22 protein-coding genes are annotated in these 16,969 nt (G+C 71.6%); 9 read left to right on the forward strand and 13 right to left on the reverse strand.

The window, feature by feature from the left end; genetic code table 11:
* Positions 1–149: 149 nt before the first annotated feature.
* From ACAM26_RS01750 to ACAM26_RS01790, 9 genes are read left to right on the forward strand one after another with little or no spacing between them, the layout of a single operon-like run.
* A complete protein-coding gene (locus ACAM26_RS01750; protein WP_123143121.1) occupies positions 150–635 on the forward strand; it encodes a Na+/H+ antiporter subunit E in 486 nt (161 codons plus the stop codon).
* Positions 632–895, forward strand: a complete 264-nt coding sequence (locus ACAM26_RS01755; protein ID WP_123141336.1) for a monovalent cation/H+ antiporter complex subunit F — start codon at positions 632–634, stop codon at positions 893–895. The genes ACAM26_RS01750 and ACAM26_RS01755 overlap by 4 nt, the downstream gene beginning before the upstream one ends.
* Complete coding sequence (locus ACAM26_RS01760; RefSeq protein ID WP_123141337.1) at positions 892–1,188, forward strand: monovalent cation/H(+) antiporter subunit G; 297 nt, start codon at positions 892–894, stop codon at positions 1,186–1,188. Before ACAM26_RS01755 ends, ACAM26_RS01760 begins: the two co-directional genes overlap by 4 nt.
* Positions 1,185–1,448 carry a DUF4040 domain-containing protein gene (locus tag ACAM26_RS01765; protein ID WP_123141338.1) on the forward strand — a complete coding sequence of 88 codons (264 nt, stop codon included), beginning with the start codon at positions 1,185–1,187 and terminating at the stop codon, positions 1,446–1,448. Before ACAM26_RS01760 ends, ACAM26_RS01765 begins: the two co-directional genes overlap by 4 nt.
* On the forward strand, positions 1,445–2,110 hold the full coding sequence (locus ACAM26_RS01770; protein WP_123143120.1) for an MnhB domain-containing protein: 666 nt from the start codon (positions 1,445–1,447) through the stop codon (positions 2,108–2,110). The genes ACAM26_RS01765 and ACAM26_RS01770 overlap by 4 nt, the downstream gene beginning before the upstream one ends.
* Entirely contained in the window at positions 2,107–2,400 is a 294-nt protein-coding gene (locus tag ACAM26_RS01775) for a cation:proton antiporter subunit C (RefSeq protein WP_123141340.1), read from the forward strand. The genes ACAM26_RS01770 and ACAM26_RS01775 overlap by 4 nt, the downstream gene beginning before the upstream one ends.
* Positions 2,390–3,835 carry a complex I subunit 5 family protein gene (locus ACAM26_RS01780; RefSeq protein ID WP_369613016.1) on the forward strand — a complete coding sequence of 482 codons (1,446 nt, stop codon included), beginning with the start codon at positions 2,390–2,392 and terminating at the stop codon, positions 3,833–3,835. The genes ACAM26_RS01775 and ACAM26_RS01780 overlap by 11 nt, the downstream gene beginning before the upstream one ends.
* Positions 3,832–5,337, forward strand: a complete 1,506-nt coding sequence (locus tag ACAM26_RS01785) for a complex I subunit 5 family protein (RefSeq protein ID WP_369613017.1) — start codon at positions 3,832–3,834, stop codon at positions 5,335–5,337. Before ACAM26_RS01780 ends, ACAM26_RS01785 begins: the two co-directional genes overlap by 4 nt.
* Positions 5,334–7,586: a proton-conducting transporter membrane subunit gene (locus ACAM26_RS01790; protein WP_369613018.1), complete on the forward strand. Its 2,253-nt coding sequence runs from the start codon at positions 5,334–5,336 to the stop codon at positions 7,584–7,586. The genes ACAM26_RS01785 and ACAM26_RS01790 overlap by 4 nt, the downstream gene beginning before the upstream one ends.
* Positions 7,587–7,605: 19 nt before the next feature.
* Here ACAM26_RS01790 and ACAM26_RS01795 read toward each other — a convergent pair whose 3' ends face one another.
* The 13 genes from ACAM26_RS01795 to ACAM26_RS01855 all read right to left on the reverse strand — a co-directional run bounded on the left by ACAM26_RS01795 (position 7,606) and on the right by ACAM26_RS01855 (position 16,888).
* Positions 7,606–8,583: a LysR family transcriptional regulator gene (locus ACAM26_RS01795; RefSeq protein ID WP_123141344.1), complete on the reverse strand. Its 978-nt coding sequence runs from the start codon at positions 8,581–8,583 to the stop codon at positions 7,606–7,608.
* Positions 8,584–8,647: 64 nt separating this feature from the next.
* A complete protein-coding gene (locus tag ACAM26_RS01800) occupies positions 8,648–8,815 on the reverse strand; it encodes a hypothetical protein (RefSeq protein ID WP_165913417.1) in 168 nt (55 codons plus the stop codon).
* Positions 8,812–9,084, reverse strand: a complete 273-nt coding sequence (locus ACAM26_RS01805; RefSeq protein ID WP_062272966.1) for a 4a-hydroxytetrahydrobiopterin dehydratase — start codon at positions 9,082–9,084, stop codon at positions 8,812–8,814. The genes ACAM26_RS01800 and ACAM26_RS01805 overlap by 4 nt, the downstream gene beginning before the upstream one ends.
* A complete protein-coding gene (locus ACAM26_RS01810) occupies positions 9,081–9,548 on the reverse strand; it encodes a bacterioferritin (protein WP_369613019.1) in 468 nt (155 codons plus the stop codon). Before ACAM26_RS01810 ends, ACAM26_RS01805 begins: the two co-directional genes overlap by 4 nt.
* A 59-nt stretch (positions 9,549–9,607) precedes the next feature.
* A complete protein-coding gene (locus ACAM26_RS01815) occupies positions 9,608–9,916 on the reverse strand; it encodes a BMC domain-containing protein (protein ID WP_005222824.1) in 309 nt (102 codons plus the stop codon).
* A 35-nt stretch (positions 9,917–9,951) separates the two neighbouring features.
* Entirely contained in the window at positions 9,952–10,266 is a 315-nt protein-coding gene (locus ACAM26_RS01820; RefSeq protein ID WP_123141586.1) for a BMC domain-containing protein, read from the reverse strand.
* Between the two features lie 19 nt (positions 10,267–10,285).
* Positions 10,286–10,567, reverse strand: coding sequence for a carboxysome peptide B (locus tag ACAM26_RS01825; RefSeq protein WP_123141585.1), 282 nt, complete (start codon positions 10,565–10,567; stop codon positions 10,286–10,288).
* Positions 10,568–10,569: 2 nt separating this feature from the next.
* Positions 10,570–10,815: a carboxysome peptide A gene (locus ACAM26_RS01830; RefSeq protein ID WP_062272959.1), complete on the reverse strand. Its 246-nt coding sequence runs from the start codon at positions 10,813–10,815 to the stop codon at positions 10,570–10,572.
* Entirely contained in the window at positions 10,812–12,335 is a 1,524-nt protein-coding gene (locus ACAM26_RS01835) for a carboxysome shell carbonic anhydrase (RefSeq protein ID WP_369613020.1), read from the reverse strand. Before ACAM26_RS01835 ends, ACAM26_RS01830 begins: the two co-directional genes overlap by 4 nt.
* Before the next feature lie 10 nt (positions 12,336–12,345).
* Positions 12,346–14,478 carry a CsoS2 family carboxysome shell protein gene (locus ACAM26_RS01840; RefSeq protein WP_369613021.1) on the reverse strand — a complete coding sequence of 711 codons (2,133 nt, stop codon included), beginning with the start codon at positions 14,476–14,478 and terminating at the stop codon, positions 12,346–12,348.
* A 52-nt stretch (positions 14,479–14,530) separates the two neighbouring features.
* Positions 14,531–14,872, reverse strand: coding sequence for a ribulose bisphosphate carboxylase small subunit (locus ACAM26_RS01845; protein ID WP_005222837.1), 342 nt, complete (start codon positions 14,870–14,872; stop codon positions 14,531–14,533).
* A 42-nt stretch (positions 14,873–14,914) separates the two neighbouring features.
* Positions 14,915–16,330 (reverse strand): form I ribulose bisphosphate carboxylase large subunit, encoded by a 1,416-nt coding sequence (locus ACAM26_RS01850; protein WP_005222839.1) that lies wholly within the window; start codon positions 16,328–16,330, stop codon positions 14,915–14,917.
* A gap of 237 nt (positions 16,331–16,567) precedes the next feature.
* Entirely contained in the window at positions 16,568–16,888 is a 321-nt protein-coding gene (locus ACAM26_RS01855) for a ribulose bisphosphate carboxylase small subunit (protein WP_165913416.1), read from the reverse strand.
* Positions 16,889–16,969: the final 81 nt, after the last annotated feature.

Here is a 16,969-nt window from a genome sequence, read left to right on the forward strand (position 1 = left end):
GAAGCTGATCGCTGGAAGTTGGTTCGAACCGCCAAGGCGCCCCGGGACGGAACTCGGGGCGCGCCCCACTGGTCAGTGAAGAGGATCACCGGCGCGGAGCGCCGAACATATCCAGGCCCAGAACCCAACGCACAAGGATGCCAGCCATCGTGCATCGCCACTGGACCACCGTCCTCGCCCGAGGCGCACTGTTCTCACTGCTCTGGCTGATCCTCGCCGGGACCGACCCCTGGTCCTGGCTGATCGGTCTGCCGAGCGTGGCGCTCGCCACCCATGCCAGCCTTGCGCTCTCGCCCCCGCGTCGACGACGACCGCGGGTGCTGGCGCTACTGGCCTTCATCCCCTACTTCGTCGCCCAGTCGCTGCGCGGCGGATTCGATGTCGCACTGCGGGTGCTGGCGCCGCGACCACGCATCGCCCCAGGCTTCATCGACTACCACTCCCGGCTCACCGATCCCGCCGCACGGGTGCTCTTCCTCGACACCGTGAGCCTGCTGCCCGGCACCCTGGGGGCCGACATGCACGGTCAACGGCTGCGGGTACACGCCATCGACACCGGAGTCGACGTCCGCCCCGAGCTCATCGCGCTGGAGCAACGGGTCGCGGCGCTGTTCGCGCGCGAGGGTCACGGATGAGGACGCTCGCGCTGCTCGCCGCCCTGGCCCTGCTCGCCAGCATGTCGCTCGGCCTGATCCAGGTGCTGCGCGGCCCCGGCGCCGCCGACCGGATGATGGGCGTGCAACTGCTCGGCACCAGCGGGATCGGCGTACTCCTGCTGCTCGCCGTCGCCATCGAGCAGCCGGCGCTGATCGACGTCGCGCTGATCTTCGCGCTGCTCGCCGCGGTGGCCGCCGCCGCGCTCACCCGCCGCCGGCTCCAGGAGCCACCCGAATGACCGCCGCGTTCCTTTTCTCCGCGATCACCCTGCCGCTCGGCTGTCTGTTCTTCGCCGCCGGCAGCATCGGGCTGCTGCGCCTGCCCGACCTGTTCACCCGGCTGCACGCCCTGACCAAGGCCGACAACCTCGGTCTCGGCCTGCTGATCTGCGGCCTGCTGCCCTGGGTCGAGTCGCCCTGGCAGGGGCTCAAGCTGGTACTGATCTGGCTGCTGGTGCTGCTCGCCGGCGCCACCGGCGCCCATCTGGTCGCCAAGCGCGCGCTGCGCGGCGACGGCGAGGACCTGCAATGACCCTATTGCTGTTCGACCTGGTGCTGATCGCCACCCTGCTGACCCTGGCCGTGGCCGCCCTGACCAGCGTCGAGCCGCGCCGCGCGGTGATGCTGTTCATCGCCTTCGGGCTGTGGCTGGCGCTGGTCTGGGCGCGGCTCGGCGCGCCCGACGTGGCGCTCGCCGAGGCGGCGATCGGCGCCGGACTCGGCGGCGCGCTGATGCTCGCCGCGGCGCGGCGCGCGGCACGCCGTCGGCAACGGACCGGGGGGGAGGGATGAACGGCCCGGCACGCCTGCTCGTCGCCCTGCTCGCCGCCGCACTCGGCGGGCTGCTGCTATGGGTGCTGGCCACCGCGCTCGCCGCGCGGCCCGAGCCCGCACTCGCCGAGGCGGCGTTCGCCGCGCTGCCGCTCACCGGGGTCGGCAACCCGGTCACCGCGGTGTTGCTCGACTACCGCGCCTACGACACCCTGCTCGAGCTGGCGGTGCTGCTCGCCGCGCTGCTCGGGATCTGGTCGCTCGGCCCGCCGGCCCCGGCCTATCAGCGCGCCGGCTCGGCGCTGCGGGCGATGGTCGCCTGGGTGGTGCCGCTGCTGATCCTCACCGGCGGCTATCTGCTCTGGGCCGGCGGCCAGGTGCCGGGCGGCGCCTTCCAGGGCGGTGCCCTGCTCGGCGCCGCCGGGGTGGTGCTGCGTCTCGCCGGCGACCCTCGCGCCGGGCTGCCCGGCGAGTCGCTCCAGCGGCTACTCGCGGTGCTCGGCGTCGGCGCCTTCCTGCTGGTCGGGTTGACGCTGCTCGCGCTCGGTCGCGACCTGCTCGATTATCCGACGGACTGGTCGAAGTGGCTGATCCTCGCCATCGAGGGCGCCGCCACCCTGGCCATCGGCGCCACCCTGGCCGCGGCCTATGTCGGCGGTCGGCCACCGGGGGAGGGGCGATGAGCACGCAACTGCTCTACGGCGGCGCCGGCGTCGCGCTCTGCGTGCTCGGGCTCTGGGCCTTCCTGGTCCATAGGCCGCTGCTGCGCAAGCTGATCGCGATCAACATCATGGGCAGCGGCGTCTTCCACCTGCTGATCGCGCTCGCCGAGCGCGACGGCGCGCCCCCCGATCCGGTGCCGCACGCGCTGGTACTCACCGGGATCGTGGTGGCGGTGAGCGCCACCGCGCTGGCCCTGGTCTTCGGCCGACGACTCGATGAGCAGGGGGGCGTGCCCGAGGATGAACGCTAGCCTGCCGCTCGCGGTCTGCCTGCCGCTGCTCGGCGCGCTGGCCACCACGCTCGCGCCCGCTCGTGCCCGCGCGCTCGGACTGATCGCGGCGCTGGCGAGCAGCGGGGTCGTGCTCTGGCTGGTGGTCGGGGTGTGGGAGCAGGGGCTGCTGCGCGCCAGCCTCGGCGGCTGGTCGGCGCCGCTCGGCATCGCCCTCGCCGCCGACGGCGCGGTCGCCGCGCTGCTGGCGATGACCGCGATGGTCGCGCTGGCCATCAGCATCCATGCCGGAGGGTATTTCCGCGACCCCGAGCGGTTGCGCCAGTTCTGGCCGCTGTGGCTGCTGTTGTGGGCCGCGCTCAACGCCCTGTTCCTCGCCGCCGATCTGTTCAACATCTATGTCGGGCTGGAACTCCTCGGGCTCTCCGGCGCGGCGCTCGCCGCGCTCGGCGGCGGTCGCGCGGCGCTGACCGCGAGCCTGCGCTATCTGCTCGTCGGCCTGCTCGGCTCGATGACCTATCTGCTCGGGGTGGCGCTGATCTATGCCGCCCACGGTCAGCTCGACCTCGCGCTGCTCGGCACCCGGCTCGGCCCCGGGCTGGTGGATGCCACCGCGCTGGCGCTGCTGAGCCTGGGGCTGGCGCTCAAGGCCGCACTCTTCCCGCTGCACTTCTGGCTACCGCCGACTCACGCCAACGCCCCGGCGCCGGTCAGCGCCGCGCTCTCGGCGCTGGTCGGCAAGGTCGCCGCCTGGCTGCTGCTGATGCTCTGGCTCGGCCCCTTCGCCGCGGTGACCCAACCCGCCGCGGCCACCCTGCTCGGTCTGCTCGGCGCCTGCGGCGTGATCTGGGGGTCGTGGCGGGCGCTGCGCGCCGAGCGGCTGAAGCTGCTCGCGGCCCACTCCACGGTCGCCCAGATCGGTTATCTGTTCCTCTTCGTCCCCCTGATCCAGGGGCTCGACCCAGGCCCCGAGCGCACCGCCCTGCTCGGCGCCCTGCTGCTGATGGCGCTCACCCACGGGTTCGCCAAGGCCGCCTTCTTCCTCGCCGCCGGTCAGGTCCAGCAGCTCGCCGGGCATGATCGCATCGATGCCCTCGGCGGCACCGCGCAGCGACTGCCGGCGACCACCTTCACCCTCGGACTGGCCGGGGTGGCGCTGATCGGGCTGCCGCCGAGCGGCAGCTTCATCGGCAAGTGGCTGCTCCTGGAGGCGGCCATCGATCAGGGCCAGTGGTGGTGGATCCTGCCGGTGCTCGCCGGCACCCTGCTCGCCGCGGCCTATGTGTTCCGGGTGCTGGCGCGCGCCTTCAACCAGGAACCCACGCCGCTGCACTTCGTCACCCAGGTGCGCGCAGAGCTGCCGGGACTGGTGCTGGCGTTGCTCGCGGTGGCCGGCTTGGGGCTGGCGACCGGCGCGCTGTGGGGGCTGCTCGAGCCGGTGGAGATCGACCGATGAGCAGCGCGCTCGACACCCTGCTGCCGCTGCTGATCGTCTGCTCCTCGCTGGTGCCCGGGGCGGCGATCTTCCTGGTGCGCGAGGACAGCCATCTGCTGCGCACCAGTCTCAACATGGCCGGCGCCCTGACCAAGCTGGCGCTGGTCGGGGTGATGATCTGGGGGGTCTATCACGAGCACGACTACGAGAGCCGTATCAGCCTCGCCCCCGGACTCGATCTGGTGTTCGCCGCCGATGCGCTCTCGGTGCTCTTCGTCACCCTCTCCTCGGTGCTCTGGCTGGTGACCACCATCTATGCCATCGGCTATCTCGAGCGCACCCCCAACCGCAGCCGCTTCTTCGGCTTCTTCAGTCTCTGCGTCTCGGCCACCGTCGGCATCGCCCTGGCGGGCAACCTGCTCACCTTCGTCATCTGCTACGAGATCCTCACCCTCGCGACCTATCCGCTGGTGGCCCATCGCGGCACCCCGGAGGCGACCCGCGGGGCGCGCATCTATCTCTACTACACCGTCGGCGGCGGCGCCCTGCTGCTGCTCGGCGCGGTCTGGCTGCAGACCCTCGCCGGGCCGCTCGACTTCGTCCAGGGCGGCATCCTCGGCGATCTGCCGGCGACGCTGCACGGTCAGTTCCAGGTGATCTTCGTGCTGCTGCTCGCCGGGCTCGGGGTCAAGGCCGCGCTGGTGCCGCTGCACGGCTGGCTGCCGCAGTCGATGGTGGCCCCGGCGCCGGTGAGCGCGCTGCTGCACGCGGTGGCGGTGGTCAAGGCCGGCGCCTTCGGTATCGTCCGCGTGGTCTATGACGTCTACGGCGTGGGGCTGGCCGACGCGCTCGGGCTGCTCGCGCTGCTCGGCGCGCTGGCCTCCGTCACCATCCTCTACGGTTCGCTGCGCGCCCTGGTCCAGGACGGACTCAAGAGCCGGCTGGCCTATTCCACCGTCAGCCAGGTCTCCTACATCGCCCTCGGCACCTCGATCTTCGGTCCGATCGCCACCGTCGGCGGGCTGGTCCATCTGGTCCACCAGGGGATCATGAAGATCACCCTGTTCTTCTGCGCCGGCAACTATGCCGAGACCCTCGGCATCCACCGGGTCAGCCAGATGGACGGGGTCGGACGGCGCATGCCCTGGACGACGCTGGCCTTCAGCGCCGGCGCGCTGGGCATGATCGGCATCCCGCCGCTGGCCGGCTTCGTCAGCAAGTGGTATCTCGGGCTCGGCGCGATCGACGGCGGCGCCGACTGGGTGCTGGCGGTGCTCGCCGCCAGCGGCCTGCTCAACGCCGCCTACTTCCTGCCGATCCTCTATCGCGCCTGGTTCCGCCCCCCACCCGAACACTGGCCGGAGGAGCGGATCGAGCGGCGCCGTCTCGAGACCCGCGCGGCGCTGCTGTGGCCGCCGCTGATCACCGCAACCCTCTGTCTGCTCGCCGGTCTGTTCGCCGCCGCACCCTTCAGCCCGCTGGAGTGGGCCGAGCTGATCGCGCGCCGGGAGTATGATCGATGAGCGCCTGGCTACTGCTCGCCGCCTGGATCTGGCCGCTGCTGCTGGCCCCCTTCGCATCCAGCACGCGCCATGGCCGCTGGCTCGCCGCGCTCGGCCCCCTGCCGGCGCTCGGCGCAACGCTCGTGGTGCCGCTCGGCACCCGTATCGAGCTGCCCTGGCTGCTGCTCGGCACCCAGCTCGGACTCGATCCACTGGGACGCACCTATCTGCTGTTCACCGCGCTGCTGTGGCTGGTCGCCGGGATCCATGCCGGCAGCGCCGGTCTCGGTCCCGCTGCCGGGCGCTTCCGCGCACTCTTTCTGCTCGCCATGGCCGGCAACCTGTGGCTGATCGTCGGCCAGGATCTGGCGAGCTTCTATGCCGGCTTCGCGATCATGGGGCTGGCCGCCTACGGACTGGTGATCCACGAGGGCAACGCGCGCGCGCTGCGTGCCGGGCGGGTCTATCTGGCGATGGCGTTGCTCGGCGAGGTCACCCTGTTCGCGGCCCTGGTGCTGATCGCCAGCGAGAGCGGGACGCTCGCCCCGGCGCCGCAACAGCTCGCCACGCTCGGACCTGCGGCCATCGGACTGCTGCTCGCCGGGCTCGCGGTCAAGGCCGGGCTGATGCCGCTGCACCTGTGGCTGCCGCTCGCCCACCCGGCGGCGCCGGCGGCGGCCAGCGCGGTGTTGAGCGCGACCATGATCAAGGTCGCGCTGCTCGGCTGGCTGCGCTATCTCCCGGTGGGCGTGATCGCCCTGCCCGGTTGGGGCGAGCTGCTGACCGGCATCGGGCTGCTGACCCTGGCGCTGGCCTTGCCGATCGGACTGATGCAGACCGAGGCGAAGACGGTGCTGGCCTACTCGAGCATCGCCAAGATGGGGCTGCTGGCGGCGCTGCTCGGAGCGATGCTCGCCGAGCCGACGCTGGCCGAGGTCGGGGTGGGCGCACTGGCGCTCTATGTCGTCCACCATGCCCTGGTCAAGGGCGGCCTCTTCCTCGGGGTGGGGCTGCGCAAGGCGGGCGCGCCGGCGCAGCCACTGATCCTCGCCGGCATGGCGCTGCTGGCGCTGGCGATGGCCGGCGCGCCGCTGACCAGCGGGGCCGCGGCCAAGGCGGCGGTGGCGCCGTTGCTCGAACACGCGCGCTGGCCGTGGATCCTCACCCTGGTGAGCGCCTCGGTGGTGGTGACCACCCTGCTGATGGCGCGGCTGCTGTGGTTGGTGGCCGGGATCGATGCGCGCCCCCACCCCGCTCAGGGCCGGGCGCTGGCGAGTTGGGGCGGGCTGGTCGCGCTGGTGATGCTGTTCCCGCTGCTCGTACCGGCGCCCCCCGAACTCAAGGACGCCCTCCTGGTCGGCGCCGGGGGGACGCTGGCGCTAGCGGTCTGGCGCTGGCCCGGCCCCTTGCGCCGTCTCGCCGGGCGGGTCCCGCCCGGCGACCTGCTGGCGCTGCTCGGCCCCCCGTGGCATGCCGTCAGCCACGCCTGGCAGCGACTGGCGAGGGTCTGGCTGGCACTGACCCGCCCTCTCGTCGCGCGCATCGGGGAGGGACTCACCCTCGGTCCGGCGGTCGCCGACGGCGAGCACGCACTACGCCGCTGGCCGGTCGCCGGGGCGCTGTGGCTGACCCTGCTGCTGCTGTTGATCGGCGCACTGTGGCGCGCGCCGGTCGAGATCGCGGCCAGGCCCATGGAGTCTGACCCCCTGATCGAATCCACCTCGGAGATCGAATCCACCTCGGAGATCGAATCCACCTCGGAGATCGAATCCACCTCGGAGATCGAATCCACCTCGGAGATCGAATCCACCTCGGAGATCGAATCCACCTCGGAGATCGAGGCCACCTCGGAGATCGAGGCCATGCCGGAGGTCGAGAGCACGCCGGATGACCCCTCGCCGCAGATCGAGTCCATACAGGAGGCGGAGGCCACGCCGCGGGTCGAGCCGGGATCGACGCCGGGAGCGAGCGCCTGCGACCCGGCGCGCCCCTTCCTGCTCGCCGCCCCCGACGACGCCGAGGACTTGTTACGACTGCCCCGCTGCGACAGCGAGGGCAGCACACTCGACGCGCCCGAGCTGAGCAACGCCCTGGTGCGCCGGGTGCAGCGCTGGCTGGTCGCGCTGGGATTCGATCCGGGGCCGGTCGACGGGCTGATCGGGCCACGTACCCGCGCGGCGATCCGCGCCTTCGAGCGTGACCGGGGAGACCCCGCGCGCGGGGCGATCGACTTCGAGCTGCTCGAACGACTGACCGCCCCGGCGCGCTGAGCACCCGAACGAGGGAGCGCTAGGCGGCGGCGTCCCAGCGGCTCAATCGCGCACGGGTCTTGTCGAGTTGGCGGATGAGCTGCTCGCTCTCGGCGTCGAGGAACTCGATGAAGGCGCTGGTCACCACCGACAGCTCCTTGCCCTTGGCATGGGCGACATGCCACTGGCGCTGCAGCGGAAAACCCTCGACATCGAGCAGCGCGAGCTGCGAGCGCGCACCTTCCTGGGTCAGGGTGTGGAGCGACAAAATCGACAGTCCGAGCTTGCCGTAGATGGCATGCTTGATCGCCTCGTTGCTGCCGAGCTCCATGCGCACGTGCGGACGCAACCCGGCGCGCTCGAAGGTCTGCAGCACCACGTCGCGGATGCCCGAGCCGGGCTCGCGCATGATCAGGTGCTCCTCGGCGATCCGCGCCAGCGGGATGGCGCGCTCGCGCGCCAGCGGGTGGTCGCGATGGGCGACCACATAGAGCGGATTGGGCGCGAACACCCGCGAGCACAGGTCGATCTCGCGATCCGGGGTCTGGCCGAGGATATAGAGATCGTCCTTGTTGGCGAGCAAGCGCTCGAACACCCGATCGCGATTGGTGACCTTGAGCGAGACGTCGACCCCGGCGTGCTGCTGGCAGAAGCGTCCGAGCACCTCGGGGGCGAAATACTTGGCGGTGCTGATCACGCACAGACGCAGATAGCCGCGCTTGAGCCCCTTGAGATCGGCGACCTTCATCTCGAAGCGGTCGAGGGTGCCGAACATCTCCTTGACCGCCACCTCCAGCTCGCGACCGGCCTCGGTGAGATGGACCTGGCGGCCGATCTGCTCGAACAGCGGCAACCCGATGGCATCGCTCAACCGCTTGATCTGGGTGGAGACCGTCGGCTGGGTGAGATAGAGCTCGTCGGCGGCCTTGGTGAAGCTCTTGAGCCGGGCGATGGCCTCGAACACCTGCAACTGACGCAGGCTGACATGACGGACGAGGTTGAGCATGGGATCGAACATGGGGCACCCCGGTGGCTGCGCTGACGGATGGATGCCGGGCCGCGCATCCTGGCGACGGCTCGGATCAGTCCGGCCAGACCCGGCGTCGCGGCAGCCGCGGCGCGGGCGCGGGCGACCCGGCGCGCGGCGCGCCCGGGCGCTTGCGGCGCGGCTTGCGCGGTGGCGGGGTCGCGCTCGGCGGCTCGGGGAGCGGCGGCTGGTCGCCCTCGGTCGACGGTGTCTCGGCACTCATGACGACGCCCCCTGGCTGCGCGCGAACAGCGCATCGACCTCGCCGGCGAGCGCGCGGCGCGCCGGGTCGACGCACTCGGCGCCGTCCTCGGCATGGATGGTGATGCTGACATGGGTGCGACCGAAGCTGATGTCGGGATAATACCCGAGTCGCTCGCTGACCCCGGCCATGTCCTCGAGGAAGTCGCGGGTGTGGTCGTAGTCGGCGAAGCTCAGTCGCCGTTCGAGCCGCGCCGGACGGTTGCGTTCACGCCAATCGCTCTGGTTCATGCGTCAATCCCTCCAAGCCGGGGCGCCGCCGGGGCGGCGCGCAGGTCGTCGATCCACTCGGCGAGCGCACGGGCGTGCGCCCGCTCCTCCTCGTACAGGGCCGCAAACAGCTCGGCGCTGACCGTATCGCCGACACGGGCGCTGTGTTCGGCCGCCTCGCGATAGAGCGCCAGCGCCTCGGCCTCGAGCGCGCGATCGGCCTCGAGCAGCGCCTGCAGCGACGTCCCCGCCCGCACCGGGCGCAACCGCGAGGCCCCGGGCATGGCGCCGAGATCGAGCAGCCGTGCGGTCAACCGCTCGACGTGATCGAGCTCCTCGCGCGCCTCGGCGCGCAGACGTGCGGCACCGGCCTCCAGCCCCCAGGCCGCGGCCAGCCCGGCGTGGGTGAGATACTGCTGCACCGCCCCGTACTCATGACTCAGCGCCCGACCGAGATAGCCGAGCACACGCGGATCCAGCCTCATCGTCTCGCTCCTCCCGGTGATCGCGCCCACGGCGCTCGCCGTGGCGCGACCGCCCGTGCTCAGCGGCCACCCTCGGCGGGACGCTCCGGCAGCACCGGCTCGACCTCGCGGTGCGGACGGGCGATGATGTGCGCCGCCACCAGCCCGTCGCCGACCCGCTCGCAGGCGTCGGCCCCGGCGCGCACCGCGGCGTTGACCGCCCCGGTCTCGCCGCGCACCAGCACGGTGACATAGCCGCCGCCGACGAACTCGCGACCGATCAGCCGCACCTCGGCGGCCTTGGTCATGGCGTCGGCCGCCTCGATCGCGGGCACCAGCCCGCGCGTCTCGATCATCCCCAGGGCAATACCGAAGGTTTCACTGGCCATGGTTGTCGACTCCTCGTTACTGGTTACTCAAAGGCTCAAGCGCTCTGCTGCGAATCGGGCTTCCCGGTCGGCAGCACCGGCTCGACCTCGCGGTGCGGGCGGGCGATGATGTGCGCCGCCACCAGCCCGTCGCCGACCCGCTCGCAGGCGTCGGCCCCGGCGCGCACCGCGGCGTTGACCGCCCCGGTCTCGCCGCGCACCAGCACGGTGACATAGCCGCCGCCGACGAACTCGCGACCGATCAGCCGCACCTCGGCGGCCTTGGTCATGGCGTCGGCCGCCTCGATCGCGGGCACCAGCCCGCGCGTCTCGATCATCCCCAGGGCGATTCCGTAGTGCTCTTCGGCCATGGTCTCAGACTCCTCTGTCTCAACATGAACGCTGCGAACGAGGATCGGGACGCGCGGCGTCCCTCTCCCAGTGATCGATGATCCCGCCGATGCTCAGATCGGTGAGGATCGACTTGCCCACGGCGAGGCGCGCCGCCGACCCGGAGATGGTGAACACCCAGTTGCCGGGTCGCGCACCCAGGGTGTCGACGGCCACCGCGCGGGCGCCGCGCGCGCCGCGCAGCACCCGCAGCGACACCGATTCCAGCCCGGGGATGCGCCGGCTGCAGACCAGCGAGCGCTCCACCTGCATGATCTCCATGTTCAGCCCTCCTCCCAGTAGTCGATGATGCCGACGATGGTCAGATCGCTCGGATAGTCCTTGTGACCGGCCGCCTCGCGCGCCGCCGAGCTGCCGACACAGATCACCCAGTCGCCCGGGGTACAGCCGACCGCATCGACCGCCACCAGCTGGCTCTTGCCGTCGCGCACCACCTGGAGGTGACGGTGTTCGAGCCCGGGGATGCGGTTGGTGGCGACCAGCGGGCGCTCGACCTGACAGATCTTCATAGTCCCTCCCACTCGCTCAAGGAGCCGCCGACGCTCTCGATGCGGCCACCGTGATCGCTGTCGCGCACCGTCGACCAGGTGTGCAGCAACCCCTGCGCGACCAGCTCGGGGTAGCGTCGCGTGATCGCCTCGACGACCCGCGCGCAGCGCTCCGCCGCGCGCGCGCGCGCCCCGGGCACCCGCCCCGGATAGTCGAAGCGCACCACCACCGGGATCGGCAGCCCGCGCTCGAGGTTGAGCCGACGGAAGATGTCGATGCCGATGTCGAGGTCGGCCGCGCCCTCCTCCAGGGTGCGCATGAAGGCGAAGAAGGTGAGGTTGCGCAGCTGCACCTCGGCGAGATCACCGCCGACGCCGATGAAACGCTCCTGGTGCCCGGCGTCTGGATACTGGCCGCCGTGCTCGGCGCGGACGTAGTCGAGCTGCTCCAGGTTGTGCTCGATCAACCGCGCGACCAGACGCTGCATGCCCTCGGCCGGCGGACTGGCGCCACCGGCGGCGGCCACCGCGGCGCGGATGTGATCGCGCACGGCCTGCGCCCCCAGCCCCCGGGTCTCGGCATGCAGCGGCCCGCTGTCGAGATGGCGCTCGAGCGCCGGCTCGCCGGCGGCATCGGTCAGATGGACGCGGATGCGGTCGGTGTCGGTGTCGATGCCGATCAGCAGGATGTCGATCGAGGCGCCGCAGCAATAGCTGTTCTCGATCGCCTCGCGAAAGGCGCGCAACTGCGCCAACCCCGCGGCGGCGGCGCGCGCATCGTCGCTGCCGTGCGCGGCACACCCTTGGTGCGCCGGGTCGCGACTGCTGTAGTGATAGGCGACCACCTTGAGATAGCGAGTGGGCGCCTCGGCGGTGTTGGGCACACCCTCGCGATGACGGCGCAGCTCGGTCTCGGTCCAGCGGCGCACCGCCTCCTCGACGTCGAACAGCGCCCCGGCATGGGCCTTGCGCCGCACCACCCCCATCGGCAGGCGCAACACGTAGCCGATGACGTGCGCCAGCCGACCGTCCGAACAGGGGGTCAGACTCATCGCGTGGAAACCGCACTCGAGCAGGAAGCGCTCGAACTCGACGGCGCGCGCACCCATCCCCAGCGGATCGTTGAGGAAGTAGTCGTCGCTGAGCGCACGCACCGTGGCGAAGCTGGCATGAGCGAAGAGCGCGCGCATGTCGAGCCCGCCGATCCAGGCGCGCTCGAGCACCGAGACCGGCAGCTCGAAGCCCAGCCGGCTGCGTGCCTCGTGCTGAGCGCGGCGCACGAACCCGGCGTCCTGGGGCAATGCCGCGATCTGACGCAACGCCGACTCGATGGCCGCGAAGGCCTGGCGCACCCGACGCTCGTAGTCACCGAGGCGGCGCTTGTCGCCGCCCTGGGAGGGCAGCGCCGGCCCCGCCGCGACCGAGACGGCGCTCACCGGGGTGGCGCTCGTCAGCGGCTGGCGCGGCGGCGCGGCGCGCCACAGCGGGGCGCGGCGCCGCGCGGTGCGGCTGGGCCGGGGGCTGGTGCGAATGGCCGCCATGGTCGCCACCTCAGCCCCGCGCCCCGCCGGAGACGGTCACCAGGGCACCGCGATCGCTGCCGCCACTGGCGCCGGTGACCTGCAGCGGCGGCGCCTCCTCGGGCTGGCGCTGACCACGCAGCGCCCGGGCACCGGCGAAGGGCCCCATCGGTCCGCCACGCCGGGTCGGGTTGCGCGCGCTCGCCGAGCTGCCCTCGGTGCCGGTGACGCGCTCGCCTCGCCCCCAGTCATCGCCGGTGATACGGGTACCACCATCGCGCCCCTCGCCGGTGACGCGGGCGCGCACCGCTGCTTCGGGTGTCGCCACCGGAGCGGGGATCAACCCCGGGGCCGGCTGTTCGGCGCCGCTCGGGCGGCGCGCACGGAACTCCTCGGTGCCGGTCACCACCCCGCTGCTCAGACCGAAGGGACCGGTGATCCGCGCCGAGCCACCCGCGCTGGCGCCGGTCACCCGGGGCGTGGCGCGCGGGGTGGCCTCGGGGCGCGAGAACACCACCCCCTGCCAGTGACCGCCGCCGAGCGGCTGCGGGAAGTCCTCGCCGAACTCGACCGGCGTGTCGTCCTCGGTCGGCGCGCGCGCCGCCGGATCACAGACCGCCGCCAGGGCCGATTCACCGACATAGGGGGTCCCGGTGATCGACTGACAGCGCCCGCGCCGCTGACCGGTACTCGGCCCGGCGATGCCGGGCTGGATGCCGGTGAGATCGGCGCCGCCGGGACGCGACTCGGGACGCCGCGCGGCCTGTGCCGCCAACGCCTCGGGCTCGCAGTGCTGCTGATAATGCAGGGGACCGAGATAATCGCTGCCGGTGACCGTCTCGCAGCGCCCGGCGGCATCGCCGGTGACGCGCGCGGCGCTGCCGACCTGGGTGCCGCTGAGGCGCTGACCGCTCCAGGTCGGGGTGACGCCGATCTTGACGCCACCCTCGGGCGCGGGCACCTGCTCACAGTGCTGGCGGAAGTGTCCGCTGCCGAGATATTCGTCGCCGGTGATCCGTCGGCAGGCACCGGCCTCGTCACCCGTGGTGCGCGCGCCGCGTCCCAGCAAGGTCCCGGTGATCGGGCGCTGGGCGAGCGTGGTGTCATGTGCGACCTTGGGCGGCGCGCCCTCGGGGCCGGGCTCGGTATAGGGGGTACCGGTGAGGCTGCGCCCGGCGCCGCGCTCGTCGCCGGTGACCCGCTCGCCGCGGCCCACCCGTGCGCCGGTGAACCGCTGTCCCGCCGGGGTGCTGACGACCGGCAGGGGGGACGGCGGTTCGGGGCGCTGGCCGCAGAACTCCTGGAACAGCTCGGCGCCGAAGTACTCGGTCCCGGTGACGGTACGACAGACCCCGGCCTCGTCGCCCGTGGTGCGCGCGGCACGCCCGAGCCGGGTACCGCTGACCGGCAGGCCGCGCGCCGTCTCGCTGGTCTCGCCGCGACCGCTCGCACCCTCGGCGCGCGCGCTACCCTGACGCCGGGTGCGACCGGTCGGGCGCGGACAGGACTCGCCGCCCTTGCCGTGCTCGCAGCGCTGCTCGCGCACCCGCCGGGCGATCTCGCGTGAGCTGGCACCGGCACGCCGCATCAGGGTGGTGGTGGCGGCATCGCGCGAGCGCCCGCCGATCGCCTCCAGCCCCGCCTTGCCGCGACCCGACACCGCCGCGCGCCTGGCCATCGCCAGCACGCGCCCGGCCGGATGCGTCCCTTCCCGGGCCGTGCTCGCGGCACGCGCTCGTGCCCGACGCGGCGGACTGCCGGGACGCGCGACGCGACGCGGCGACGGGGACTCACCTCGCGTGCGCCCCGCCCCCGCCGTCGACGCACCCTCAGTGGATGCCGACTCCGGGCGCTGGGCGCGCCGTCGCGTCTGGGCCGCGGCGCGGGGCTCGGTCCGCGCAGCGGAGCGCGAGCGTGACGCCGGCAGCGCGCGACCACCCGACTCGGCGATGCGCTGACGCCGTGCCATCGCCTCGCGCCGACCGGCCGCCGGCGCGACGCGCTCGCCGTTGCGCGGCAGTGGCGCGCTGACCGGTGGCGCGGCGGGCGCCGGCGCTGGCGCACCTCCCGAGGCGGCACGCTTGCCACCGCTGGCCTGGGCACGACGACGCGCGATCGCCGCGGCACGCCCGTTCAAGCTGTTCTCGCGTGTTGGCTCTGCCATGTCACTCCTCGCTCGCGGATGGTCGCCTCGCCGCCGGCGCGGCTGCCTCGGTTCAGGATGCGCGATGCACCAGGAAGGCGTGTCCCTTGGTCTGGGCGAAGGTGTCGTAGCCGACCAGACGGACATGGTGGTCGGGATAGCTGCGCCGACAGGCCTCGATCTCGGTGAGCAGCTGCTCGGGGTCCTGGACGCCGAAGAAGGGCAGCTTCCACATCGGCCAGTAGTACTCGAAGGCGCGGCTGGGGTGCTCGTGCTCGATCGAGGCGTTCCAGCCGTTGTCAAGGATGAAGAGGATCTGTTCGACGATCTCCTCGCGGCTGAGCGGCGGCAGGTAGGAGAAGGTCTCGTGACGGCCGACGGTGGCGTGATCGCCGATGATCAGATGGTCGCTCATGGTGTGATGCACTCCGCGTTGTCTGTTTGGCTAACGCACGGTTCAGGCCGCGTCGAGCTTGTCGACGGTGTCGAACTCGAACTTGATCTCCTTCCAGGTCTCCATCGCCGCGGCCAGCTCGGGGCTGTGACGGGCCGCCTCGGTGAGGATCTCGCGGGCATGCTGCTCGACCTCGACGCCCTCGTTGCGCGCCTTGATGCAGGCCTCGGTGGCCACCCGGTTGGCCGCCGCGCCGGCGGCGTTGCCCCAGGGGTGACCCTGGGTGCCGCCACCGAACTGGAGCACGGCGTCGTCACCGAAGATCGCCACCAGCGCCGGGATGTGCCAGACGTGGATACCGCCCGAGGCCACCGCCAGCAGCCCCGGCATGCCGCCCCAGTCCTGGTCGAAGAACAGCCCGCGCGAGCGATCCTCGGGGACGAAGGACTCGCGGATGGCGTCGACGAAGCCGAGCGTCGAGCGCCGGTCGCCCTCGAGCTTGCCGACCACGGTGCCGGTGTGCAGATGATCGCCACCGGAGAGGCGCAGACACTTGGCGAGCACGCGGAAGTGGATGCCGTGCTTGGGATGACGGTCGATCACCGCGTGCATGGCGCGATGGATGTGCAGCAGCATGCCGTTGTCGCGACACCAGTTGGCGAGGCTGGTGTTGGCGGTGAAACCGCCGGTGAGGAAGTCGTGCATGATGATCGGCGCGCCCAGCTCCTTGGCGAACTCGGCGCGCTTGAACATCTCCTCGCAGGTCGGCGCGGTGACGTTGAGATAGTGGCCCTTGCGCTCGCCGGTCTCCTCCTGGGCCTTGCGCACCGCCTCCATGACGAACTCGAAGCGGTTCTGCCAGCGCATGAAGGGTTGGGAGTTGACGTTCTCGTCGTCCTTGGTGAAGTCGAGCCCGCCGCGCAGCATCTCGTAGACGGCGCGGCCGTAGTTCTTCGCCGAGAGCCCGAGCTTGGGCTTGACGGTGGCGCCGAGGAAGGGACGACCGTACTTGTCCATGCGGTCGCGCTCGACCTGGATGCCATTGGGCGGTCCGCCGCAGGTCTTGACGTAGTGCAGCGGGAAGCGGATGTCCTCGAGACGCAGGTGACGCACCGCCTTGAAGCCGAAGACGTTGCCGACCAGCGAGGTGAGCACGTTGACGATCGAGCCCTCCTCGAACAGATCGATGGGGTAGGCGACGAAGGCATAGAAGCTCTCCTTGTCGCCGGGCACGTCCTCGATGCGATAGGCGCGGCCCTTGTAATAGTCGAGATCGGTGAGGAGATCGGACCACACCGTGGTCCAGGTGCCGGTCGAGGACTCGGCGGCGACCGCGGCGGCCGCCTCCTCGCGCGGGACATTGGCCTGTGGCGTCACCTTGAAACAGGCCAGCAGGTCGGAGTCGAGCGGGACATAGTCCGGGGTCCAATAGGTGAGCGCGTAATCCTTGACGCCCGCGTCGTAGGTCTTGGTGCTCATGATTTACTCCATTCAATGAATTCGGCCGCGTTCGGGCGCAACGATAGATAGATCGATCATTCATTACCAATCGATATAGAAAATGCTATCGATAGACCATCGTCGATGAACTCATCGACGATGACGCCCATTTAATGAATGCGATGAGGAATGAAGCGGAATGCGCGCGAATGACCCCGATGGTCGTTCACGCGGGGCCGGTGCGCGGCCCCGGGAGGATCCGATGAACGGCAGGAATCAGGCGGGGATGAGGGGACGCGGACGATGGACCACCAGGGCGAGGGCGCTGTGCCAGCGCAGGTCGTCGATGCGCAGCCGGACCTGATCGCCGGGATGACGGGCGCGACAGGCGTCGATGGCGCCGAGCAACCCTTCGAGATCACCGTCGTAGCCGCGCGGCTCGCCCCAGCACGACCAGCAGGGGCGGCGCGGATCGGGGTCGGCGGCATGCTCGATACGAACCACGCAGGATGGGTTCAGACAGGCGCCGAGACCGGCGAGCATGCGAGCCTCGGCGGGGGGCTGGTCGGCAGCGCGCGATGCGGCGGGGTGTGACATGGCTGGACCTCGCTGGGGGTGGCGGGCACGGCCCGGGGCGGGCCGTCTGCTCTCCAAGATGGTATCCAACCAAAAGACTCG

The sequence above is a fragment of the Marichromatium sp. PS1 genome, assembly GCF_041155115.1.
In the GTDB taxonomy this organism is placed as follows: domain Bacteria; phylum Pseudomonadota; class Gammaproteobacteria; order Chromatiales; family Chromatiaceae; genus Marichromatium; species Marichromatium gracile.